This is a genomic window from Nocardia sp. NPDC003482 (assembly GCF_053588115.1).
The window spans coordinates 38,224-61,881 of record NZ_JBSFPI010000004.1 but is presented as its reverse complement, the minus strand read 5'-3'; the positions used below and the strand labels follow the sequence as shown (position 1 = coordinate 61,881).

Below are 23,658 nucleotides of genomic sequence, written 5' to 3'. Positions count from 1 at the left end.
CATTTCGCCCCGGGCGGACTCTATCACCGGACCGGTGGGTCGGCCAGTCGAATGCCTTTGTGCCAGTGGCCATTCGGTGACACGAGGCCCGGAGAACCGGGGGCGGACAATTGTTCGATATCTATCGAAGTATCGTGTATGATCATGACGTCATCAGCACTCGTGACGGTGCGGGTAGCCGAGGGTCTCGTCGCTGGGCGAGCCGACGGAGGCGTTGTCTCCTTCCTCGGAATACCCTATGCCGCAGCCCCTTTCGGCCCCCGCCGCTTCCAGCCGCCCCAGCCCCCATCCGCCTGGGACGGCACCCGCGAAGCCTTCGCCCACGGCCCCGCCGCCCCTCAGCCCGCGACGTTGCCCTTCGTCGGCGCGGCGGCACCCCGAGCCGTCACCTGGGGCACGGACTGCTTGACCCTGAACATCCGAACGCCCGATATCGGCGCGGTGGGCCTACCGGTGATGGTCTACGTGCACGGCGGCGGGTACGTCTGCGGGACGAGCGCGGACCCGCGCACCGACGGAACGGCCTTCGCCCGCGACGGCGTGGTGTTCGTGAGCCTGAACTACCGGCTGGGCGTGGACGGTTTCCTGCCGCTGCCCGGAGTGCCGACGAATCTCGGTCTGCGCGACCAGCTTTTCGCGTTGCGGTGGGTGCGGGAGAACATCGCCGGGTTCGGTGGGGATCCGGACAATGTCACGGTGTTCGGGAATTCGGCGGGGGCGGGGAGTTTGGGGGCTTATGCGGGATCTCCCGCGGCGGCGGGATTGTTTCGCCGGATGATTCTCCAGAGCGGTCCGTTCGGGCTGGTGTCGGATGCCGCCCTGGCGGCGTCGTTGATCTCGGGGATCACGCGCGAGCTGGGCGATGAGCCCGCACGTCTTCCCTTGGCGGAGCTGTACACTCGCCACCTGGCATTGAACGAGAGCTTCCGGGATACCGATCGCTGGGGGCCGACGAGTTACTTCTTCACGCCCTATATGCCTACGGTCGACGGGGACATCGTGCCTACGGCCGAATTCCGGGGACGCATCCCTTCGTCGATCGATGTCCTGCTCGGAACCACTCGCGAAGAATCCCGCCTGTTCCTCCTCCCCAACAATGTCCTCGCCGAAGCCGGCCCCGAACAAGTTTGCCTGGCCGGGGAGGCTTACTCCCTTCCCCTCCCCGATTCCCTCCCGCCCGCCGACCAACTGACGACGATCATCACCGACGGCCTGTTCCGCCGACCCGCCGTCGACTTGGCTCGCGCTCACTCCGATACCGGTGGACGAACATTCACCTACGACTTCGCCTGGCGCGCAGACGATCTGGTGGGCGCGACCCACACGCTGGAGTTGCCGTTCCTGTTCGATCGGCTGGGCGCGGAGGCTGTGCGGGGGTTGGTGGGGGCGAATCCGCCGTGGGAGTTGTCGCGGGTTATGCGGAAGGCGTGGATCGATTTCGCGGCGACGGGGGATCCGGGGTGGGGGCGGTATGAGGGTGGGGAGCGGTGGGTCATGGTGTTCGATTCGGAGTCCAGGACCCAACGACATCCGGCTTGAATCAGGTGTGCCGCCAAGCGGCGCCCGGAAGGTCGAAACTTTCCGAACCCCGTTCGAGGCTCGCACCGTCGCCGTCGGTGATACGGCCGATGACATGCAGACTCAGGCCCACGTCAGCGCATTCGGCGGCAACCGAGTCGACCGCGTCGGCGTCGACGGTCGCCACCAACTCGAAGTCGACCGAATCACCGAATACGAGATTCTCCACATCGCATGCCAGATGGGTGGCCGCGTCCCGCACCGCGTCGTCGATCGGCAGCAGATGGTCCTCGACGACGGCGGCGACGCCACTGCCGTGGGCGAGTGTCTCGATCGCGCCTTTGAGCCCGTCCGACGTATCGATACAGGACGTGACTCCCCGATGGCGCGCGAAGATCCGCCCGTGCGCCACTCGCGGCGCGACTCGTCGCCACTTGTGCAGGACCCCCGAGTACTTCGGATCGGACAGGTTCACCCCGGCATTGGCGAGTTTCATCGCGCTGCCCGCCAGACCCGTCGGCCCCGTAAGACACAGCAGCTGCCCGGGTCGAGCGCCCGCACGGGTGAGCATATTGTCGGGCTCGACGACACCGAACGCGCTGGCGGACAGGATGATTCGTTCCGCGCTCCCGATGTCCCCGCCGACGTTCAGCGCGCCTCCCGCGCGGGCGCCGTCGCGGATACCCTCGATCAACTCGGCGAAATCGCTGTCGGGAAGATCCTTCGGGTACCGCACGACCGACAGCAGACCGAGCGGCGCGGCGCCCATTGCCGCGATGTCGCTGATATTCGCTCCGGCCAAATACCAGCCTATGTCGTAATTCGTGAGAAATCCCTTTTCGTAAAGGCTGAACTTGGGGCCCCGGACGTAATCCGAGCCGGCCACGAGAACCTGGTCACCGGTCAGCCGGAAGGCCGCACAATCATCCTGTGCACCCGCGCCGAGCAGCAGTTCCGCGACGGACCCGTTGGTGAGGGTCGTGCTGGCCTTCTCTTCCCCCATGGCGGGCACGACTATCTGCGCGATCTTCGATGGCTCGTCCAGTGTTCCCGAGGTCACGGTCCGCACGGTCACAACATCACTCCTTCGGTGGCAGCGCCGACTGTCCAGCGTTGCATCGTCTCGTAAAAGATGTCTTGTCTGATCGCGACCGCCCAGTCGCATTCCTCCGGGGGAATTGCGACCATCGCCCCGGCCACGACTCTGAAATACTGGTTGATCATGCGTTGCTGGGGTGGTGCTACGAAGAATCGCTCCCCGTCTGCGGCAAGATAGTACGACGAGTGGCCCAGATACAAATCGATAACGTCCTGCCAACTGTCCAGTGGGTGCGGTCTGAGGTTGTCGTTGGTCATACGTCTGACAATGGGTTCCAGGGAAAGCGGCAATACGTGCACGTGCGCGTGACTGATGCACGCGGTCGGCATCGTCGCTGTCGATCCGTGCTCGAGTACGGTGAATCTCCCGAAGATCTGCGCATACCTCTGGAGGAAGTCATGGAGAAACGTCTCGAAGTCGCTGTCCGGATCCGCTATGGCGTCGGCGGCGCTGAAATAATGGGCCCTGGGGCAGGCGAGTACGTGACCCACCATCAACGGGGAAAGATCAACCACGGCGACGCTGCCTGCGCTTTCGGCAAGGCGTCGATCGATCTTCGGTAAGTAGGTGCGAGTGAACTCCGTATCGATCGCCCCTGAGAACTCGGCGCAAAGGTCCGATCTGTCGCATCGTTCGGTTGTCCCCACCGGGTGAGTTTAACACTTGTTGCCGTGGTCGCCGTGTGAAAAGTATTGTGGGACAGGCGTTCCAGTCGGATGAAAGAACATCCACGACAACCGGTCGGTCCGGTATGGTCAAGGTCGCTGGACCGAAACACGGCTCCGGTAGAATTCCCGCCCGCGCCCCTCGAAACGAACTGCTGGGAACCGAAGTTGGCGGGTATCACTATGAAGGCAAGGACTGCGGCCATATGGGACAAGGGCATCGCCACGCTGGCTTTGGCGGTGCTGGCGGCGAAGAATCAAGGGTTTCCCGACCAGAGGTTCTGGACGGAATTGAAGGCGCCGGCACTGGTGCCAGGGCTTTTGATCGTCGCCGCCGTCTTCACCCTGGGTCCCTTCGCGGCGCGAGCCCAGCGCAGTCTGGTCCATCGGCGCACCCAGTTGCAGCGTGAGGTATTCGTCCAGCTGGGAAAGATGATCCGGGAAGCGGATCGCGTCGTGGACGGATTTCGCTTCGAGGACCTCGGATTGCATGCCTGGCAGGTGAGGCGGACACGAGGGTGGTTCGGGGCGAAGTATCTGCAGCGGGTTGCCGTGTACCGGCTGGGCGGCACTGTGGTGCTCCGGAAGTTCGACCCCCGATACGGTCAGGGTGTTGTGGGGATGTGCTGGGAACGTAACGCGGAAGCCGATTGCGATGTGGAAAGCCTCGCGTCGAAGGTGCCTACCGAGAAAGACTTCGAAGCCTTGAGAGCCCGGGAGGGAGACTCCGCAGTAATGAAATTGTCGTGGAAACAGTTCGCGCAGGTACGGCACCGCGGCGCGGTCTTCGCGTCGCCGATACGAGACGACAACAACAATTTTCGTGGATGTCTCAGCCTCGACGCGAGTACCGGGCACGCGGCGCTCGCGGGCTCGAGTGTGCCCGATCTGCTTCACGAATTGGCGGGACGGATGCAGGCGCACGGATTCGACGAGATCTGACATGGACAGTGACACCTTGGCCTGGTACGAGTCCCACGCCGAGAATTACGTCGAGCGCACGGAGTCCCTCCGATTCTTCGACGGTTTGGAGCGAGACCTGCTGAGTTTCGCGGAATTGCTGCGGCCCGGCTCGATCGTCGTCGATCTCGGCTCCGGTAGCGGTCGCGACGCGCGATTCCTCGCCGGACTGGGTCACACGGTAGTGGCCATCGACGCGAGCGCCGGGTTACTGCGTCGTTGCCTGGCGGGGCCGCAGGTTCCGGAGCGGATACACGGGGTCAATGCGGATATGCTGGCGCTTCCCGTGGCGGAGCAATCGGTGGGCGGAATATGGGCCTGCGGGAGCTTGCTGCACCTGACTCGCGAGGAAATACCGAGAGTGATCGGTCGCTGCTTCGAGATACTCGAGGCGGGCGCGCCTATCGGGTGGAGTATGAAAGAGGGCGACGGCAGCGAGCGTCGTCCGGACGGACGGCTTTTCACATATACGAACAAGCACGAGATGTGTACTTGGCTCCAGGGTGCCGGATTCAGCCTTGTCGACTCGTTGGGGCCGGTACGAAACGAATGGCTTCTGGTTCTGGCCGTGCGGCCGCGAGCCGCTCAACTCCACGAATCAGGATCGCAATCGTCGAAGACGCGGCGAATGCCGCCGCGAGGGTCGGGAACATCGCCGTGCCACCGCGGAATGATGTGAAGATGTAGGTGAGGGACTGTCCGCCCGGCCGCGGAGCCGTCGTTGACTCCTATGGTGAAGCCATCGGGCTGGTAAAGGTTGTCCAGCGTCGTCTTCACCGAGTGGGCGAGGAGGTGCAGGTCACGCGCTTCGCGGTCGGTCATGTCGAAGAATGACAAAATATGACGGAACGGAACTATTTCGATGTGCCCCTTGCTGGCCGGGAAGTTGTCCCACCGGGCGTACATCGTTCCTCGCGTGCGAACGACCGTATTGACCGAAGGGTCGGCGTGTCGGCAGAAGATGCACGAAGGATCGGGCGGTGGGCTCGTGCCGTTCGACGAATGACGGACCGATCGGTCCGTGATACCCGGAAAGTCGAGCGGGAGCATGAGTTGTTGCGGGCCTGCAGGTTTCGGTGCCACTGTTCGTTCGCTCCGCGACATGATCGGCGTCCTACCCTTGGTGTTCGCTGTCGTTTCCGACTGTAAGAGGTTCCGCGCCATTAGAATCCGCGTGTGGGGATTCAATCAAGCGGGACGGGGGCATGTCTTGTCGTTGCCGTCGACGGGGGTGTCGCGACGGGCAAGTCATCAGTATGCACGACAGTGGCCCGCCGACTCGGCGTGCCGTATTTCAACGCGGGATTGTTGTATCGGGCCCTTGCGCTCTGGTGTGTTCGCGCCGGCCTGCCCCTCGACGACGCCGAGGGCATCACATCAGCGGCGGCGCGGGACTTCCCCGTGGAGATCTCCTTGCGCGGAGGCACCACCGCCGTAGCGCTGGCGGGCGGCGACGTCACAGCCGAGTTGCAGAACGCTGCGGTGAGCAGTCGCGTGCCCGAGGTTTCGCGCCACCCCGGCGTTCGAGCCGCCATGACCGCCCGTCAGCGCGAAGTCGTTCGGCACGCCGTGTCGACGTGGGGCGGAGTCGTCATCGACGGCCGGGACGCCACCAGCGTGGTGGTGCCGGACGCCGATGTGAAGATCGTGCTCACGGTGTCCCCGCGGATTCGTTCCGAGCGAATGGGCGATGAAGGAACGGCCGCCGCTGCCGCGCACCGGGATCGACTGGATTCACTCGTCAGTGGATTCGATCGAGGAGGACCTGGCGTGACGGTCGTCGACACCAATGAATTGGACCGATCCCAAACGGTCGCGGAGGTTCTTCGGGTGATACGTATCCAGCGACCGGAGTGGCCCGGTTTAGGGTAAAAGCCCGTGTTGTGGACGTTAGGGGAGCTTACTCGAACACGAAAGCGCAGGTAGATGCGTTGGAGCAGCTGCGTCGGAAGTTGCCCGACCCCAGCGTCACTGTTCCTCCGCCCATTGCGAAGCCCCGAACCGGCCGGACACGCCGACTCGGGCCTGACCAAGTTCAAGAACTCATCACCGGATATCGGAGTGGGGAGACGGTGTACCAGTTAGGCGTCCGGTTCGGTATCGAGCGGCGCACAGTCAGCGAGATCCTCCACCGTAACAACGTGCCGATGCGCCGCCGGGGCCTGTCCGCCGACCAGATCGATGACGCCATCCACTTGTACAACCTGGGCTGGTCCCTCGCCCGAATCGGGCAACGCCTAGGGGTCGACCCGACCACCGTGTTGACCAAACTCCGGCAGTGCGGCATCCGTACCCGCGACACCCACGGACGTCCACGCACATGAAGCGGGGCCGGATCGACGGACGGGAACGGACGTCGCTGTCGCAGGAGGGGTTACGTCCTCGGCAGCGGTGGCTTGGCAGGAACTTTCTGGCCGGACTCCGTTAAACGGCAGGGCCGATCATTTCTCGAAGTCCTAGTGCCGGGCTGTACATCAGAATTATCTCCCACGTTAAAGATTCGCGTCCTTCTCGTCAGTTAGATCGAGCACAAGGGCATGCAGCGTAGACGTGTCGACGACGGGCAGAGCCGAAACTGGGATCTCCAACGTGGAGATCGACCATGCGCGCGCCAGCAATTGTTTGCTCGATCTCCCGCAACCGCATAGTCCCGAACGTGCCAGCGCCCCCGAGCTTTCTGAGGTGAGCTCAATGGCCTCGCACCGTTCTTCGGTACCTGCGACGACATCAGCGATCGCGGTGAGTATCTCGGCCTGTTGGTTCGAATCGGTGATGGTGTGGGCGAGGGTTTCGGCGTGTTCGGTAAGTCGGGCTGCGTGTTCGGGATCGGTCGCGGCCACCGCCCGGACGATCCTGATGAGTGCCTTGGCCTGCCGGTTCGGGTTGGCGATGGTACGGGCGATGGTTTCGGCGCGTTTGGGATTGGTCTGGGCCACCACCCGGGCGATTATGGCGAGCGCGTTGGCTCGAGAGGTTGGGTTGGTGATGGTGTGGGCGATGGTTTCGGCGCGTTCGGTGAGTCGAGTTGCGCGTTCAGGGTCGGTGCCAGCTACCGCCTCGGTGATTCCGATGAGTGAAGAACTCTGCCAAAGCGGGTCGGTGATGGTGTCCGTGATTGCTTCAGCGCGTTTGGGATTGGTCTGGGCCACCACCCGGGCGATTGCGGCGAGTGCCTTGGCCTGCCGGTTCGGGTTGGCGATGGTACGGGCGATGGTTTCGGCGCGTTGGGGATTGGTCTGGGCCACCACCCGGGCGATTATGGCGAGCGCGTTGGCCTGCCCGTACGGGTCGGTGATGGTGTGGACGATGGTTTCGGCGCGGTCGGCGAGTCGGGCTGCGCGTTCGGGATCGATCGCGGCCACCACCTCAAGGATGCTGACGAGTGCGTTGCCTCGTGTGGTCGGGTTGGTGATGGTGTGGACGATGGTTTCGGCGCGGTCGGCGAGTCGGGCTGCGCGTTCGGGATCGGTCTGGGCTGCTGCAAGGGCGATTTCCGTGAGTGTCTCGGCCTGCAAAAAACCGTCGGTGATGGTGTCCGCGATGGTTTCGGCGCGTTCGGGATCGGTCTGGCCCACCGCGTAGACGATATTTTGAAGCACATTGTCGTGTTGGTTCGGGTCGGTGATGGTGTGGGCGATGGTCTCGGCCCGTTCGGTCAGCCGAGCCGTGCATTCAGGATCGGACCCAGCTACTGCTTTGATGAATTCGGCAAGCACGTGGACTTGATGGCTGGGGTTGGTAATGGTGTGGGCGAGGGTTTCGGCGTGTTCGGTGAGTCGGGCGGCGCGTTCGGGATCGGTCCGGACCACCACTCGGGCGATCGTGGCGAGCGCCTTGGTCTGCAGGTCAGGATCGGTGATGGTGTAGGCGATGGTCTCGGCATGTTCGGTGAGTCGAGCAGCGTGTTCGGGATCGGTCGGGGCCACCATCTCGATGATGCTGACGAGTGCGCTGACCCGCTGGTAAGGGTCGCCGATGGCGTGCGTGATGATCTCAGCGCGTTCGGGATTGGTTCGGACCACCACTCGGGCGGTTGCGGCGAGTGCCTCGGCCTGCCGCTTCGAGTCGGTGATGGTGCGGGCGATGGTCTCGGCGCGTTCGGGATCGGTCTGGCCCACCGCGTAGACGATATTTCGAAACGCGCTGTCGTGCTGGCGAGGGTGGGTGATGGTGTGGGCGATGGTCTCGGCGTGTTCGGTGAGTCGGGCCGCGTGTTCGGGATCGGTCTGGGCCACCGCGCGGGCGATCGTGGTGAGTGCCCCAGCTTGTTGGTGCGGGTTGGTGATGGTGTGGGCGATGGTCTCGGCGTGTTCGGTGAGTCGGGCCGCGTGTTCGGGATCGGTCCGGACCACCGCGCGGGCGATCGTGGTGAGGGCCTCGACCTGCCGGTTTGGGTCGGTGATGGTGTGGGCGATGGTTTCGGCGCGTTCGGTTAGTCGAGTTGCGCGTTCAGGGTCGGTGCCAGCTACCGCCTCGGTGATTCCGATGAGTGAAGAACCTTGCCAATGCGGGTCAGTGATGGTGTCCGTGATTGCTTCAGCGCGTTCGGGATCGGTCTGGGCCACCACTGCGACGATTCTGCCGAGTACCGCGGCTTGTTGGTGGGGGTCGGTGATGGTGTAGGCGAGGGTTTCGGCGCGTTCGGTGAGTCGGGTCGCGCGTCTGGGATCGGTCGCGGCCACCTCCCGGGCGATTGCAGCGAGCGCATCGCCCCTCTGACGTGGAGTGGAGTAGGAGTGAGCTAGGTCTTCTGCGCGGTCATATTGACCAAGAAGCGCCATCACGATCAGCAACCGGGTCGGAATGTTGTCGTTGCGACTGTGGAGGCGATCGCGATAGCGAGCCAGGCGTGCGGTGCTGAGGAGGTCAGGGTCGGGTTGGTTGCAGATATGTTGTTGTACCGTGCGGATCTCACTCAATGCGGTGGCATCGCCCCCTGTGCGCATACGCATCCGACTGTGACGAGCTGTATCGAGCGCCGCCGCGACCATCCGGGTCAAATCGTGGTGTCTGTCTAGGACTGAGAAGTAGCGGCGCAATAGGAAGTCGGGAGTGTCGGTCGGCCATGCCTGGTCTCGGTAGTGGTCGGCCCAGGCGTGGAGCCGGCTCATACCCGCGGTGAGGTGTCGCGTGCCGAGTCGTTCCTCAGCGGTGCGTTGCAGCGTTTCGTGGGCCAGCACGTACACCGGGTCACTGTGTCCGCCAGACCGCGGCGATGCCGTCGTCGTGCGGGTACGGAAACTGCGGCCGGCCACCGCGCGCAGTAGGCCGTCGATCTCGTAGGGCGCCATGCCGGAGAGTTCGGTGAGTTCGGATGCAGTGAGGCCATTGGCGGCGGTGATCAGCGTGAGCAGGTCACGGTGCTGGTCGGGTCCACCAAGCAACGCATCGAGTTCGGCGACAGCTTTGGCTTGGACGTCCGCGGCGAATGGTGATGAGGTGAGCGGATAAGGCTCGGTAGCTGTCAGCGGGTGACCATGCGGGATGGGCAGGGCGGGGCCGTGACGGCTGGCTACGACGACCCGCAGATTGGGCTCCGGCCTTGTCGGCAGCAGCGTGACGATCGGTGGTGTACCGGTGTCCTCGTCCAATCCGTCGACCACGAGCACCAACCGTCGTCCGGCTTCAGCTTCGCGGCGTGCGGCGAGGGTGAGGAGTTCGTTGCGCAGCCCGTCGCGATTGATCGTGGCGGCGGCGATGAGGGATCGTTGGTCCGGCAGCAGAACGGCGAGTTGATCCAGGACAGCAGCGGTGAACGCGTTGTGGTCGTTCTGATCGGCGAGGCGGTCGGTGATGAAGAACCCGATCGCCGTTATGTCGGCTGGAGGGAACAGCGTGAACCACGACAACAAAGCCGATTTACCCGCCCACGGCTCGGCCCTGATCCACATATACGGTTGCTCTCCGCGGCAGAAATCGACCACATCATCGAGTTCGTCCTGCCGATCTCGCAGTCCATCGACCGGGGCGAGGAACTCGCGCACCTGAGACACATACAGCGACCTGCCGGTGAGCAGCGCCCCGTTCGACACAACGCCGATCTCGTAACGGTTGTCTGTGTGATGAATCGACAGATCCCGCCCGGCTTTCACCCGGTCGAAGTCGTAGATCGGCGCGACGGGCCGTCGAGCCTGGTCGTTCATGGGTGTGTGGGATTATCAACGCCGGTGCGGATGTCCTCGAAGGACATGTCACCGCCGGAACGTACCCTGGCTGCTCTGATCCCCGTGCCCGTCGAGCGGACTCCTTTGACCCGTAGCCCCCTTTCGGTTTTCACGTTCCGCAGATCGACACCGATCGCCAGCTCCCGGTCGGTGGAGGGTGCATGCTGGACCCACAGCGAAACTGCGAACACACCCACGGTCAGCGCGACGACGGCGACCCATGCCCAGACCGAGTGATTCGCGCCGGTTGCATAGTTCACCGCCACCGCCAGCCCCGTGGCCAGCACTGCCGTCGCGGCAGTGGGCATCACCACCCGCAACAATGTCTGTCCTGAAGTCACACAACCTCCCGCCCAAAGTAGTGAGATCGATCCTCACAGCTCCACGCCGAGAAAGCCAGCCAGCATCACCGACGCCGACCATCAAGGCTCGGCTGAATTTCCCGCTTGAGCGGCAGACTCCGACAGCTTTCCAGAGACGACCGCCCGAAATGGTCGACGCCGCAGGTGATTCGATACCCAGGCGCAACGTCCCGATGCGCCGACGCGGCCTGTCCCCGACCAGACCGGCGAGGCGATCCACTTCTACTGTCTCGGTTGGACACTGACACAAGTCGGAAAACACGGGGCAGTCCCCACTTCGCCGTCGACCTAACCACCCATTAGCAGTCGTTCGACTGCGGCCAAACGCGGTCCCGGGCCGGTCGGGCATTGCAGACCGGCGGCCAGCCGATGCCCAGAAACCCCGCACTATCCAGGCTGGTGTGCTGCCAACGGTTGCAGGAGGGCGCAAACCGCCTGTGCCGCAGTTCGGTTCAGGTTGCACGCAGGAGAATGTGGCACGCCTACGCTGACACCAAATACGCCTGCGAAGGCCGTGCGCAGGCATGCCCGGCCGATTCCGTCGCTGTTACTCGCTGGCGTGTTCCCGCGTGCCCTCGATCACCGCGTCCACACAGCACTGCAGCACTATCATGTCGAGTGCAACAACCTGATCTAGATCGACTTCCACCGCGTTGTCCATCGTCGTGTACACCATGATGCCTGCCCAAAACCGCTTAATGGCCTTCAAGATCTCCACTGCCTCGACGAACAGATCGGTATCTAGCCGCTCCTCCGGATCGACGATGTACTTGATGAGCTCGTGGGTGACCGCGTGCCGATGGGTATAGATATCGTCCAACCGGTCCGCCTGCGCCATGGTGATGGCTTCGGACTCGACCAGCCAGAGCAGCGAGGCCCGAAACTTGTTCTTCGGTGCTAGATCCAGCACGTTGCGGCGGTAGGCGTCCTCGTTGACGATGCTGCGGCCGGAGTCATCGCAGCCCACACTGTAGAATTCTCGAACCTCGTCGAGCACAACCAGTTTCAGCCGCTCATGAAGCATCTGGAGCAGGCCGGCGAACATCAAGGCGAAACGGATGTTCTCTGGTCGCAGCTTGGCTTCGAGTGCCCGCTTATATCCCTCCGGATCGTCAGCAAATCCCACTGACTCAGTGTGCCGAAGCTGGCGGTGATCGGCATCAGAATTTGGTGGCGGCCATTGCCGCCGAGCCCATGGATCAGCTACGGCAGATCATCGCCGCCGGGAGAGAGTGCCTTTCGCACTCAATCAATACTGAGCCGAAGCGAAACTCCGGCAGCGCGGCATCCCTACCCGCGACACCTCCGGACGTCCACGCTCATGAAGCGGGGCAGGATCGACGGACGGGAACGGACGTCGTTGTCGCAGGATCGCATCGTCGGCGGGGCACTGTGAACATGGGAACGGGGATGACCTGCAATTTCCTGTAGGACGGTTGGTCATCGAAGCTGATTACCAGCTGTGAATCGGGTAGATCCCGCTGGTATGGGATCCATATTTTGTCTTGCGTCAAGTTTTTGGCGTTGTTTGCCGTGGTGGATGTTGCGGGTGCGTTATCGGGTGGTGGGGATGATGAGGATGTCGCAGGGGGTGTGGCGGGCGAGTTTGATGGCGGGGGTGTCGAGGATGTGGCTGGTGGCGCGGTCGGCCCATGTGTGTGGTGTGGGTTGGGTGACGACGATGAGGTCGGCGTGTTGGGTGGTGGCTAGTTGTAGGAGTGAGTGTTGGGCTGGTTCGGGGAGGAGGTGGGTTTCGATGTGGGGTGCGCCGTGGGCGCGGGCGTGGTCTGTGGCGGTGCGCAGGATGGTGTCGGTGGGGGTGGTGCCGCGGAGTTGGTAGTCGTCGGGGCGAAGGCGGTCGAGGTCGTCGGTGAGGGTGTGCAGGTCGAGTGGGTGGTGTACGCAGGTGATCAGGAGGCGGGCGCGGCTGGCGTGGGCGAGGTCGGCGGCGTGGTCGACGGCTCGGTAGTCGCGGTCTGCGGGGTCGGTGTCGACGATGATGGTGCGTATCGGGCGGGCGGTGGGTGTGGTGTGTGGGGGGTTTTCGGGTGTGGGATGTGGGTGGCGGTGGCCGGTGAGTGTGTGGAGCCAGCGTGGGATTCGGGTGTGGTGGTGGGTGGTCATGGCTGGTCCTCGGGGTCGGGCTGGTAGGAGGGGCCGGGTGCGGTGAGGGCGAGGGCGGCTCCGGCGGCGGCGATGCCGGCCAGGGCGAGGGTGGCGTGGTGGGTGCCGGACAGGAACGCGTCGCGGGCGAAGTCGGCGAGAGGCTGGGCGACGGGTCCGGCTTTGTCGGCCACGGCCAGTGCGGCGGCCAGGGAGTCGGAGACGGGTCCGCGTGCTGGTGGGGGCAGGTGTGTGAGGGCGGGTTGGATGCGGTGGTGGTATCCGGCGGCCAGGACGCTTCCGGCGACGGCGATGCCGATCGCGGCACCGATTTCGCGGGCGGCGTCGTTGACCGCGGCGGCGATGCCGTGTTTGGCGCGGGGTGTGTCGGCGACGATGGCGGCGGTGGCCGGTGCCGCGCACAGGCCGAGTCCGGCGCTCATGATCAGCACGGGGCCGAGGAGGTAGAGGTAGGTGGTGTGGGTGTCGATGCGTGAGAGCCACACCAGTCCGGCGGCGATGACGCTCATGCCGGTGGCGGTCATGATTTTGAGTCCGGCTCGTTCGCACAGCCAGGGCGCGATGAGGGAGATGCCGACCAGGGGCCCGGCCATGGGGGCCAGCGCGAGCGCCGATTGCAGAGGGCTGTAGTCGAGGATGAGCTGGAAATATTGCACGATCAGGTAGAACAGGCCGAAGGTGACCAGGAACTGCAACGCCAGCGACACCGCTCCGGCGGCGAATCCACGGCGGACGAGCAGCCGGATCGGTAGCAGTGGGTGGGGCACGCGGGATTCGGTGAGCACGAACACCACGGTCGCGGCGAGCGCGACGGCGAGTGTGGTGAGCACCAGTGGTGAGGTCCAGCCGTGTTCGGGGGCTGCGGTGACAGCGACGACGAACACCCCGACCGCCGTAGCCGAGGACATCGCTCCGGCGACATCGACCGGTGGCCGGTCCCGGTCGCGGGATTCGGTGAGGGTGAGCGCGGCGACGACCAGGATGGTGGCGGCGGCGGTGAGTGCGACGAACACCGCCCGCCACGAGAACACCTGTAGTAGCAGGCCGGATCCGAGCAGGCCGATCACGCCGCCGGATCCGGCGACTCCGGCCCACACTCCGACCGCGCGGCCCTGTTTGTCGGCGGGAAATCCGGCGGTCAGGATCGACAGGGTCGAGGGCATCACCAGTGCCGCGCCCACCCCCGCGACCGCGCGGGCAGCGATCACCCAGGCCGGGCGGTCGGCGAACAGCGGGATGGCGGACCCGGCGGCGAAGATGACGAGCCCGGCCACCAGCACGATCCGGCGCCCGTAGCGGTCACCGACCGCGCCCCCGGACAGCACCAGGCACGCCAGTGCCAGCGTGTAGGCGTCGACCACCCACGTCAGCTGTGCTTGGGTGGCGCCGGTGGACTCCGCGATCTGCGGCAGCGCCCCGTACAGGGCGGCCATCGACGCGATCACCAACGCCACCGACACACACGACACCACCAGCGTCCACCGCTGCGCACCCGACAAGCGAGCGGGGACGGGTATCGAATCGGTCTGCGGGACAGCCACCAAACCTCCCAAGAAACGCTAACGACATTATCGTTTCGGTGATGTCGTTAGCGTAACCCCGCCCGAGGCGTGAACACCAGGGTTTGCCGGTCGGGCACAATGAGGTGTGTGAGTTCCACCCCCGCCCTCAGCGACGACGAGGCCGGTCAGCGGGTCGATCCGCGCCGGGCCCGTTCCCGCGAACGGCTCCTGGACGCGGCGACCCGGCTGCTGGCCACCGGCGGAATCCACGCGGTCACCGTGGACGCGGTCACCAAAGCCTCCAAAGTCGCCGCGACCACCCTGTACCGCAACTTCGGCAACAGCGCCGGACTGCTCGCCGCCGCGTTCGAACGCCTCCTGCCCCAGGTCGAACCGCCCACCGGCACCGGCAGCCTGCGCGAGCAACTCACCGACCTGCTCACCCGCCAAGCCACCCTCATCGACCACACCCCGATCCACCTCACCGCCCTGGTCTGGCTCGGCCTGGGCCCCACCGAACCCACCGATCCTGTCGCTCCCATCGATCCCATCGATGCGGGCGACCCAGGCCGCGGTGACGGAGAATTGCACTCGCTACGCGCCCAGGTCATCGACCGCTACCGCCAGCCGTTCGACCAACTGCTCACCAGCCCCGCCGCCCGCGCCGAACTCGGCGAGCTGGACCCCACCTACGCCATCACCCAACTCGTCGGCCCCCTGGTCTTCACCCGCCTCACCGGCATTCACCCCATCACCCCCGCCTACTGCCACCACCTCATCAACGACTTCCTCACCGCCCACACCCCACCCCGACCCAGCCACCAGCGGTAAGCCACCCGCCCGACAACACCGGACCTGGCTTGGGGCTGCTGCACGGATAGGTGACAACCGAGATGGCTTGCCGAGGGGCGGGCTTGAGAGGATGTCACTGTGCCGAAGCCGTATCCGAAGGAGTTCCGCGACGATGTGGTCCGGGTTGCCCGCAACCGCGATGACGGAGTCACGCTGGATCACCGGGGTTCCGCAGAATTCGGAGTGCCTGGAGTCGCGTTTTAGGGCCTGAACTGGGGTGACATGGGGATTGCGCCCGGGGAGCGTGTCTCTAGGCGCGGGTATCGGTGCTGGTCAGCGGGTTGGGGTGAGTTCGATGATCTGCTTGGGTGTGGCGGCGCCGAGTCGGGTGAGGAGGTCGCGTTGGGGCTTGGTCAGCTCGGTGAGGCGGCGGAACGTGCCAGCGGGGCCGGTGAAGGTGCCGATATGGAGGCGGTCGAGTTCCCGGCGGATCGTGGGCCAGGTGGTGCCGGTGCGGGTTTCGGCGATGCGGGCCAGTAGCAACGCCAGCCAGCACAGCAGCATGTGGGCGCGGATGCGTTCCTCGAGGCGGTGATAGACCGGCCGCAGATCCAGCACGCTCTTCATGTCGCGCCAGCCGCGTTCGACCTCGAGGAGTTGCTTGTAGCCGATGGCGATGTCCTCGCTGGACAGGTTGGGATCCGAGCTGCGGAGCAGGTATTTTCCGTCGAAGTTGGCTTCGGCCTTGATTTTCGCGGCATCGACGCGCAGTTTCCCTCCGGCGGTGACACGCAGGAACCGGTTCAGCCCGGGCTTGCCGGCGATCTTGCCGCGCAGCTCACCGCGCTTGAAATCGCTCAAAGCGTCGGAGCCGTCGATCATTTCGCGCAGCGCGGCCACGAGCTGTTCGCGGGTGGCGGCGTCGCGTTCGGCCGCGTCGGGGTTGAAGCAGATCACGAACCGCTCTTGTTCGCTGACCCGGACTTCCTTCACGCGCATGTTCTCCGCGACGTCGAGGTAGCGGCCTTGTCGCGACATCGCGGCTTTCACCTCCACCGATCCGGACCGCAGTTTCTCCCCGATGATGTAGTGGTGGTCGCCCCGGCGCAGGTAACGGCGGTTTTCCGCGGACGAGAACCCCCGGTCGGTGACCCAGATGATCTTCGACAGTGTCCAGTCCCGCATATCGTCTTTCACCTGCCGGATCAGTGTCTGATCCGAGGCATTGCCCGGCCAGCACCAGCAGCGCACCGGGATCCCGTCGCGGGTGACCGCCATCCCGATCACGATCTGCGGCAAGTCATCTCGTGAATCCTTCGACTTGCCCCAGGTCCGGAACCCGACGGCGTCACTGCCGGCCTCGTCGGTGCCGGGGCCGGTAACCGGGTTGCCCTTGCCGTCACGCACGATCGGATCGTCGGCGTCTTCGGTCTCGAAATACGTTGAGGTGGTGTCGAAGAACAGCAGATCCACCTCGAGATTGAGCAGCGTCGCGATCCGGTCGAACACCTGGTGTTCGAGGTCGTCTTTCACATCATGGAGCCAGTCCATCGCCCGATAGTAGGCGTCATCGGTAACCTCGCCCAGCGCATCGATGTGCACGTCGGCGCTGATCCATTCCGCGGCAGCCAGTTTCGACGACGGTGACAGCGCCCGGTTGGCGACCAGGGCGAACAGGACCCGCTCGATCGCCGAAACATCACGGCGGCGGCCACGTTTGGGCTGGCCCAGGCCCGCGATGATGGCATCTATGCCCAGCCACCGCCATAGATGATCGAGCGCGTACGCCCCACCGAACGGCCTGGAGGACACGAACGCCAACCCTTCTCCAGCCGCGCCCGCGGCCAGAGCATCGGCGGGATCGAGCAGCCGCGACAGCGACGCGACCAGCCGTTTTATCGCGTCCCGGTCCAACTCGTCCTCGCGACCGAAGGTGAACAGCACTCTCGGTGTCGCCCGGCCCTTGATCGGGTCCCACTCGCTGTGGGCCAGATGCAGATACCTGACCGTGCCGGACTTGTTGTCCCGCTTGGTCGTCTTCACGTACACGACTCCAGACCATACGACGAACCACCAGGATATCGGGCTGAAATCAGAAAATCGCGTCTCTAGGTGATTTCAGCCCGAAACCCCAGCCCCAGACCCGCGACCTGCGGATTCACACCCGAAATCCTTCCAGAACCCCTGAATTCTGCGGAACCCGGGCTGTTCCGGCTGGCCGAGGCCGCCGTCGATCATCCGGACGGCATCGTGCGTGACGTGGTGTATCCGGTGGTCGGGGAGAAGACGCTGCGGGAGCTGGTGAAAGAGGCGAAGGCCAACGATCAGGCGTTCGCGGCTCGGGTGCGCACGGTGTTGCGTAGCTCGTACTCGAACCATTATCGGCGAATGCTGCCGGCATTGTTGGCGGCGTTGGAATTTCGGTGCAACAACACCGCGTACCGGCCGGTTATGGTGGCGGTGGAGTTATTGCAGCGGTACGCCGGCATCGACGGCAAGGTCCGCTTCTATGACAGCCACGCTCTGGCCCCGCTCGATGGTATTGTGCCCAAGGCGTGGCGGGAGGCGGTGGTCGATGAGAAGGGCCGTATCGAGCGCATCGCGTACGAGTTGTGTGTGCTGGTCGCGTTGCGGGATGCGATTCGCCGCCGGGAGATCTACGTCGACGGCGGTAACCGGTGGCGCAATCCCGAAGACGATCTGCCCGGCGATTTCGACACCGCTCGCGAGGTGCATTACGCCGCGATCCGTCAGCCCCTGGATCCGACGCAGTTCATCGCCGGACTGCAGAGCGGATGAGCAAGGCCCTCAACAGGCTCGATCGGGGCCTGACTGAGGGAACCACGGGTGGGGTTCGGTTGACGCGGCGCCGTGGTGAGCAGTGGATCAGCGTGCCGAAGCTGGAAAAGCAGCCGGAGCCGGAGAACCTGGAGAAGATCAAGGCCGAGGTCGCTCGTCGCTGGGGCACCCTGGACCTGCTGGATGTGCTCAAGGACGCCGATTTCCTGACCGACTTCACCGCCGAGTTCACCTCGGTGGCGTCACGGGAGGTCATCGACCGCGACACCCTGCGTAAACGGCTGCTGCTGGATCTGTTCGCGCTGGGGACGAACATGGGGATCCGGGCGATCGTGAACACCGGTGAGCAGGAGGAGTCCGAGGCGGCGTTGCGGCATGTGCGCAGGCACTTCATCACCCGTGACAACCTGCGGCGCGCGACGACGAAGCTGGTGAACGCGACCTTCGCGGCGCGGGATCCGAACTGGTGGGGTTCGGGCACTTCGTGCGCGAGTGATTCGAAGAAGTTCGGGTCGTGGGAGTCGAACTTCATGACCCAGTATCACCAGCGGTACGGCGGGTACGGGGTGATGATCTACTGGCACGTCGAGCGCCGCAACGTGTGCATCTACTCCCAGCTCAAGTCCTGTTCGAGCTCGGAGGTGGCGGCGATGATCGAGGGATTGCTGCGGCACTGCACCGACGCGGAGATCGCCGCGAACTACGTCGACACGCACGGTGCGTCGGTCGTGGGGTTCGCGTTCACCGAACTGCTGGGATTCAAGCTGCTGCCCAGGATGAAGAACATCGGGTCGATCCGGTTGTACCGGCCCGACGACGCGGGCGTCTACGGTGAGCTGGGACCGGTGCTGACCCGACCGATCCGGTGGGATCTCATCGCCCAGCAGTACGACCAGATGGTCAAATACGCCACCGCCCTACGGCTCGGGACCGCCGAGAGTGAGTCGATCCTGCGGCGGTTCACCCGCGGAGGCCCGAAACACCCCACCTACCAGGCCCTCGAGGAACTGGGCAGAGCGGTGCGCACAATCTTCGCCTGCGAGTATTTGGCATCAGAAGAACTCAGGAGAGAGATCAACTCCGGGTTGCAGGTGGTGGAGAATTGGAACTCCGCCAACGCAGTTGTCTTCTACGGCAAGGACTCCCAGCTCACCGGTGCCGACCGCGAGCACGCCGAGGTGTCGATGCTCGCGTTGCACCTACTGCAATCGGCGCTGGTGCACGTCAATACCTTGCTGCTACAAGCGGTATTGGAGGATCCGGAGTTCCACGATCTGGTCGGCGACACCGAGCGGCGGGCGCTCTCGCCGCTGTTCTGGTCCAACATCAACCCCTACGGCCGGTTCCGGCTCGACATGAACACCCGCCTGGACCTGTCCCGTGAGCGTGTAGCCGGATGATGGACCACTCGGCTCAGGTGTGCGGGCCGGTTGCCGGTGCGGGGCGCAGGACTTCGCCGGAGAGTTCGGCGACGACTGCGCGCAGGCGGGTCAGCTCGCCGAGTCCGGCCGCAGTGGCGGTGTAGACGCGGCGGACGCGGCCGTCGACGACGTGCTCGGTCGAGGTGAGCAGTCCGGCGTTCTCGAGCCGGTGCAGCAGCGGGTAGAGGGTGCCCGGTGAGATGGGGTAGCCGTGGTGGGCCAGTTCTTCGGCCATCCACGCCCCGTAGACCTCTTGTTCGGCGGCGTGGTGCAGCACGTGCACCGGTACCGCGCCGCGCAGCAACTCCCGCACCAGATCCATATCGACACACGATATCGTATTACAAGAAAAGCCAGCTAGACCGACGTTCTTCTCGGGGATCGCGTGAGGTTGCCGGCCCCCGAATCGTGCCGGGGACGCGGAATCGTTCATCGGCGGTTCGTGTATTGGTTCCCGATTACATCGAGTGCCTGGCAGCGCCTGGCGATATCGTCTGGCGATGTCGGAGGACGATAGATCTGCGAGGCTGTTGTGGCCGAGGGAAGCGACGCGCCGTTGCGTGAGCTCGAGCAGGCTTTGCGCATCCTTATCAACCGATTGGGCGCGCGTGTTCCCGAGGCCAGCCCGGCCCGGATCTCGCGGGCCTGGTACATCAGGTGCATGGCAGCTTGAACGCGACCGCTCGCGTGGATGCGCATCTGATCGCGTTGACCGAGCGCAGGGTCCTCGAGATCCTGCGCGGCCGTCAGCCGGTGGGGTGAGCGGGGGTGGTATCGGACCGGTCCTCTCCGACAGTGGGCCTGCTACCCCAGGCGCGGTGTCGGGTGGCTGCTGGTGGGTGGGACGGGTCAGCAGCGGGCGCGAGTCAGGCGGTGTCGCACACCGTAGGCGATAGCGCCCAGGGCGAGCACGGCTGCACCGGAGAGCACCGAGGTGAGCGGCAGGGCAAAGGCCAGCACGACACATCCGAGGCTGCCCAGGACGGGCAGGATACGCGGGGGCCGTCCTTCTTCGGAAGTCAGAGTCCAGGCGGCGGCGTTGGCGATGGCGTAGTAGACCAGCACGCCGAAGGAGGAGAAGCCGATCGCGCCCCGCACATCGAGGGTGGCGACCAGGACGATCACGACGACACCGACAGCGATCTCCGCGTGATGGGGCACATCGAAGCGCGGATGCACCGCTGCCAGTTGAGGCGGCAGATGCCGGTCACGGGCCATGGCGAAGGTCGTGCGCGAGACGCCGAGGATCAGTGCCAGCAGTGATCCGAGTGCCGCGACCGCCGCGCCGACCCGCACGACCGGCACCAGGGCGGGCGCACCGGCCGCGCGCGCGGTGTCGGCCAAAGGTGCTGCGGCGGTGCCCAATCCATGCGGGCCGAGCACGGCCAGCGTGGCGATGGCGACCAGGGCGTACACGACCAGCGTGATGCCCAGGGCGAGCGGAATCGCGCGGGGGATGGTGCGGGCCGGATCCCGGACTTCCTCCCCCAGGGTCGCGATGCGCGCGTACCCGGCGAAGGCGAAGAACAACAGTCCGGCCGCCTGCAAGACACCGCGCACCGAGGCATCCGAACCGATCGCCAGATGCCCGGGCGCGGCGGCGGAGGAGGTGAGCGCGGCGACCACGACGGCGGCCAGCACGGCCAGCACGACCGCGACGATGACCCGGGTCAGCAGCGCCGATTTCTGCACGCCACGGTAGTTGACCACGGTCAGCGCCACCACCGCGGCGACCGCGACCGCATGGGCCTGTCCCGGCCAGGCATACGCGCCGACGGTCAGCGCCATGGCCGCGCAGGAGGCGGTCTTGCCGACCACGAATCCCCATCCGGCCAGATAACCCCAGAACTCACCGAGGCGTTCGCGGCCGTAGACATAGGTGCCGCCCGATGCTGGGTAGCGGGCCGCCAGTCGCGCCGACGCGGTGGCGTTGCAGTAGGCGACCATGGCCGCGATCGCCAGTCCGAGCAGCAGTCCCGACCCGGCCGCGGCGGCCGCCGGCGCCAGCGCGGCGAAGATGCCCGCACCGATCATCGAGCCGAGCCCGATCACGACCGCGTCGCCGACCCCGAGCCGACGCTGTAGCTGGGTATCGGCCTGATTCGACGTCGGCATGGTGGACACACTCTCTCCCCGGAATCGTATGGAAGGGACGGCTGTGACGATATCCGATATCGGCGGGCGATACTGCGCAGGGCACGTACTGTTCACCGGCTCGTCGATCCGCGCCGCCCGGCCAGAGCTGGGGTCAGTGGGTGCGGGCGCCGGGTTTGCCCGGTGAGATGGTGTCGGGGCGGCGGGCCAGGGGCAACAGCCGGTGGTCGGGGGTGAAGAGCCGGTGCACCAGTCCCAGGGCGATGACGACGGTGGTGGCCGCGACCGCGCCCAGGATCAGAAACATCACCACCGCTTGCACGAGAACCGCTTGCACGGGCGGGACGCCGGCGAGGATGAGGCCTGTCATCGCCCCGGGCAGGAATACCAGCCCGGTCGCCTTGGTGGTCTCGATCTGCGGGGACAGGGCCGAGCGCAGCGCGGTGCGCACATACGGGGTGGCGGCCTGGCGGGAAGGCTGGCCGAGGGCGAGACGGGCCTCGACCTCGTCGCGTTTGTCGCGCAGTTCGTCGACCAGGCGTCGCGCGACCAGGACGGTGGCGGTCATCGAATTGCCGATCATCATGCCTGCGATCGGGACCAGGGTGCGGCCCTGCAGCGGGAACACCCGCAATCCGAAGATCACCCCGAGCGTGATGACCGCGGCCGCGGCGAACGCGGTGATCGCCAGCGTCGCGAGCCGTGGCACTTCCGGAGCGCGGCGGCGGGCGACATCACCGGAGTAGGCGATCATGGCGGCAGTCCACGCCCACGACCACCACAGCGACCGGCCCGGTTCCAGCAGCAGCGCCAGCGCCGCGCCGACCAGCAGCAGTTGTACCAGTGCGCGGGCCGCCGACCACAGAATCTGCCGTTCCAGGCCCAGTCGCTGCCACAGCGAGATTCCGGCGGCGACCACCACCAGCGCCAGAGAGGTCGCCAGTCCACCCCACCCGACCGCTCCGTTCATTGTGCGGCCTCCTCGATGTCGGGTCCCAGTGACGGTTCGATGCCCCGGCTGTGGCCGTGGTCGATGCGCAGGACCCGGTCGGCGATGCGCCGTACCTGTGCCGGGTCGTGACTGACCCACAGGACGCTCATCCCGGCGTCGGCCAGCTCGCGCACCGCCTGCTCGATCACCCGCGCCGCCGCCGCATCCTCGGACGAGGTGGGCTCGTCGAGCAGCAGTACCTGCGGGTCCGTGATCAGCGTGCGGGCCAAGCACATTCGCTGCGCCTCCCCGCCCGAGAGCGCGGTCGCGTCGCGGTCGAGCCAGGATCCGGTCAACGCCACCCGCGCCAGCACCTGCTCCATCCGCGCCTCGCTCGCGTGCGGATCGGCGACCCGAAGATTCTCGGCCACCGTGCCGGGAAACGGCGTCGGCCGCTGAAAACACATGCCCACCCGACGTCGCAGCCGCAACGGATCCAGCCCGGCCAGGTTCTCGCCGCGAAACAGCACCCGTCCCGCCGTGGGCACCTCGAGCCGATTACACAGGCGCAGCATCGTCGACTTGCCCGACCCCGACGGCCCGAACACCGCCGTGACCCCGCCTTCCGGGATCACCGCAGCGAACCCGTCGAGGGCACGCACTCCCTCGCGCTCGACCACGACTTCCTCGAACGCGAACAACGCCTCCGCCACCCGCACCACCTCCATCCGAACCTCGGGCTACGGCAGCCGATATCGGATACCGATATATCAACCAACCGTAGTACCTGGCAGTGCACGGTCGCATCCGCGCAGCGGGAACCGCGCGTGCGTCGATCTCCACGGCCCGGAACTCTCAGTACATCGACAGGAAACGAGTACCCGATTTCGCTGTGCGAGGGCACTACCATCACCGACTGTATCGGCAGGCGATATCGATGGCCGATGCATTGTCTCGGCCGGTGAGAGGGCTGATGGAGATGGACACTTCTGCTGACGATCCACCTGCCCAACACGGGCAACGTGTGTTTCGGCGCGGAGATCGCCTACCTGCTGTTGTGGGCCGCCACCACTCGCGGCGCACCGCCGGCCGTGCAGATGCTGCGCCGGCTCGTCGCCGCGCTGTGCGTGCTCCTGATCGGCGGCTTCATCACCGTACTCGCACTCGGAGGCGGCGCCGGAGAACGCTACAGCCATACCGGATAGACCCGCGCGCCCCCTCGATCCC

Annotated in this window: 21 protein-coding genes; 8 read left to right on the top strand and 13 right to left on the bottom strand. The window is 65.4% G+C overall.

What is annotated here, in order from left to right; all coding sequences use genetic code 11:
- Positions 1 to 144: 144 nt before the first annotated feature.
- Positions 145 to 1,539, top strand: coding sequence for a carboxylesterase/lipase family protein (locus tag ACWDSJ_RS07745; RefSeq protein WP_450030043.1), 1,395 nt, complete (start codon positions 145 to 147; stop codon positions 1,537 to 1,539).
- A gap of 1 nt (position 1,540) precedes the next feature.
- Here the strand turns inward: ACWDSJ_RS07745 and ACWDSJ_RS07740 are convergent, their stop codons facing one another.
- Positions 1,541 to 2,593, bottom strand: a complete 1,053-nt coding sequence (locus ACWDSJ_RS07740) for a thiamine-phosphate kinase (protein WP_450030041.1) — start codon at positions 2,591 to 2,593, stop codon at positions 1,541 to 1,543.
- Positions 2,590 to 3,264 carry a hypothetical protein gene (locus ACWDSJ_RS07735; protein WP_450030039.1) on the bottom strand — a complete coding sequence of 225 codons (675 nt, stop codon included), beginning with the start codon at positions 3,262 to 3,264 and terminating at the stop codon, positions 2,590 to 2,592. The genes ACWDSJ_RS07740 and ACWDSJ_RS07735 overlap by 4 nt, the downstream gene beginning before the upstream one ends.
- Positions 3,265 to 3,465: 201 nt before the next feature.
- On the opposite strand from ACWDSJ_RS07735, the gene ACWDSJ_RS07730 reads away from it, so the two are divergent.
- Positions 3,466 to 4,224, top strand: a complete 759-nt coding sequence (locus ACWDSJ_RS07730; RefSeq protein ID WP_450030037.1) for a hypothetical protein — start codon at positions 3,466 to 3,468, stop codon at positions 4,222 to 4,224.
- A 1-nt stretch (position 4,225) separates the two neighbouring features.
- Positions 4,226 to 4,921: a class I SAM-dependent methyltransferase gene (locus tag ACWDSJ_RS07725; RefSeq protein ID WP_450030035.1), complete on the top strand. Its 696-nt coding sequence runs from the start codon at positions 4,226 to 4,228 to the stop codon at positions 4,919 to 4,921.
- Here the strand turns inward: ACWDSJ_RS07725 and ACWDSJ_RS07720 are convergent.
- Positions 4,828 to 5,292: an HIT family protein gene (locus tag ACWDSJ_RS07720; protein WP_450030418.1), complete on the bottom strand. Its 465-nt coding sequence runs from the start codon at positions 5,290 to 5,292 to the stop codon at positions 4,828 to 4,830. The two genes, ACWDSJ_RS07725 and ACWDSJ_RS07720, sit on opposite strands and share 94 nt — an antisense overlap.
- A 126-nt stretch (positions 5,293 to 5,418) precedes the next feature.
- On the opposite strand from ACWDSJ_RS07720, the gene ACWDSJ_RS07715 reads away from it, so the two are divergent.
- Complete coding sequence (locus tag ACWDSJ_RS07715) at positions 5,419 to 6,114, top strand: (d)CMP kinase (protein ID WP_450030034.1); 696 nt, start codon at positions 5,419 to 5,421, stop codon at positions 6,112 to 6,114.
- Positions 6,115 to 6,734: 620 nt separating this feature from the next.
- Here ACWDSJ_RS07715 and ACWDSJ_RS07710 read toward each other — a convergent pair.
- From ACWDSJ_RS07710 to ACWDSJ_RS07690, 5 genes are all read right to left on the bottom strand, one after another.
- Positions 6,735 to 10,385, bottom strand: coding sequence for a hypothetical protein (locus tag ACWDSJ_RS07710; RefSeq protein ID WP_104364647.1), 3,651 nt, complete (start codon positions 10,383 to 10,385; stop codon positions 6,735 to 6,737).
- Positions 10,382 to 10,747: a hypothetical protein gene (locus tag ACWDSJ_RS07705; RefSeq protein ID WP_064909767.1), complete on the bottom strand. Its 366-nt coding sequence runs from the start codon at positions 10,745 to 10,747 to the stop codon at positions 10,382 to 10,384. Before ACWDSJ_RS07705 ends, ACWDSJ_RS07710 begins: the two co-directional genes overlap by 4 nt.
- 568 nt (positions 10,748 to 11,315) lie before the next feature.
- A complete protein-coding gene (locus ACWDSJ_RS07700) occupies positions 11,316 to 11,894 on the bottom strand; it encodes a hypothetical protein (protein WP_064909768.1) in 579 nt (192 codons plus the stop codon).
- 428 nt (positions 11,895 to 12,322) lie between these two features.
- Positions 12,323 to 12,892, bottom strand: coding sequence for a universal stress protein (locus ACWDSJ_RS07695; protein ID WP_082976708.1), 570 nt, complete (start codon positions 12,890 to 12,892; stop codon positions 12,323 to 12,325).
- Positions 12,889 to 14,433 (bottom strand): MFS transporter, encoded by a 1,545-nt coding sequence (locus ACWDSJ_RS07690; RefSeq protein ID WP_064909769.1) that lies wholly within the window; start codon positions 14,431 to 14,433, stop codon positions 12,889 to 12,891. The genes ACWDSJ_RS07695 and ACWDSJ_RS07690 overlap by 4 nt, the downstream gene beginning before the upstream one ends.
- A 99-nt stretch (positions 14,434 to 14,532) precedes the next feature.
- Here ACWDSJ_RS07690 and ACWDSJ_RS07685 point away from each other — a divergent pair, with 99 nt between their 5' ends.
- Complete coding sequence (locus ACWDSJ_RS07685) at positions 14,533 to 15,225, top strand: TetR/AcrR family transcriptional regulator (protein ID WP_064909770.1); 693 nt, start codon at positions 14,533 to 14,535, stop codon at positions 15,223 to 15,225.
- A gap of 294 nt (positions 15,226 to 15,519) precedes the next feature.
- On the opposite strand, the gene ACWDSJ_RS07680 is transcribed toward ACWDSJ_RS07685, so the two are convergent.
- Positions 15,520 to 17,235: an IS1634 family transposase gene (locus tag ACWDSJ_RS07680; protein ID WP_064909772.1), complete on the bottom strand. Its 1,716-nt coding sequence runs from the start codon at positions 17,233 to 17,235 to the stop codon at positions 15,520 to 15,522.
- 63 nt (positions 17,236 to 17,298) lie between these two features.
- Here ACWDSJ_RS07680 and ACWDSJ_RS07675 point away from each other — a divergent pair, with 63 nt between their 5' ends.
- On the top strand, positions 17,299 to 17,985 hold the full coding sequence (locus ACWDSJ_RS07675) for a hypothetical protein (protein WP_197521859.1): 687 nt from the start codon (positions 17,299 to 17,301) through the stop codon (positions 17,983 to 17,985).
- A gap of 92 nt (positions 17,986 to 18,077) precedes the next feature.
- A complete protein-coding gene (locus ACWDSJ_RS07670; RefSeq protein WP_290047495.1) occupies positions 18,078 to 19,385 on the top strand; it encodes a transposase in 1,308 nt (435 codons plus the stop codon).
- A 13-nt stretch (positions 19,386 to 19,398) separates the two neighbouring features.
- Here ACWDSJ_RS07670 and ACWDSJ_RS07665 read toward each other — a convergent pair whose 3' ends face one another.
- The 4 genes from ACWDSJ_RS07665 to ACWDSJ_RS07650 all read right to left on the bottom strand — a co-directional run bounded on the left by ACWDSJ_RS07665 (position 19,399) and on the right by ACWDSJ_RS07650 (position 23,159).
- Positions 19,399 to 19,719: a PadR family transcriptional regulator gene (locus ACWDSJ_RS07665; protein WP_064909825.1), complete on the bottom strand. Its 321-nt coding sequence runs from the start codon at positions 19,717 to 19,719 to the stop codon at positions 19,399 to 19,401.
- A 536-nt stretch (positions 19,720 to 20,255) separates the two neighbouring features.
- A complete protein-coding gene (locus ACWDSJ_RS07660; RefSeq protein ID WP_064909774.1) occupies positions 20,256 to 21,521 on the bottom strand; it encodes an APC family permease in 1,266 nt (421 codons plus the stop codon).
- Between the two features lie 133 nt (positions 21,522 to 21,654).
- On the bottom strand, positions 21,655 to 22,470 hold the full coding sequence (locus tag ACWDSJ_RS07655; protein ID WP_064909776.1) for an ABC transporter permease: 816 nt from the start codon (positions 22,468 to 22,470) through the stop codon (positions 21,655 to 21,657).
- The gene (locus ACWDSJ_RS07650; RefSeq protein ID WP_094028087.1) at positions 22,467 to 23,159 is read right to left on the bottom strand and encodes an ABC transporter ATP-binding protein; all 693 of its coding nucleotides are present in this window, start codon (positions 23,157 to 23,159) and stop codon (positions 22,467 to 22,469) included. The genes ACWDSJ_RS07655 and ACWDSJ_RS07650 overlap by 4 nt, the downstream gene beginning before the upstream one ends.
- Positions 23,160 to 23,453: 294 nt before the next feature.
- Between ACWDSJ_RS07650 and ACWDSJ_RS07645 the strand changes: the two genes are divergently transcribed.
- Complete coding sequence (locus ACWDSJ_RS07645) at positions 23,454 to 23,636, top strand: hypothetical protein (RefSeq protein WP_064909778.1); 183 nt, start codon at positions 23,454 to 23,456, stop codon at positions 23,634 to 23,636.
- The last annotated feature ends 22 nt before the right edge of the window (positions 23,637 to 23,658 follow it).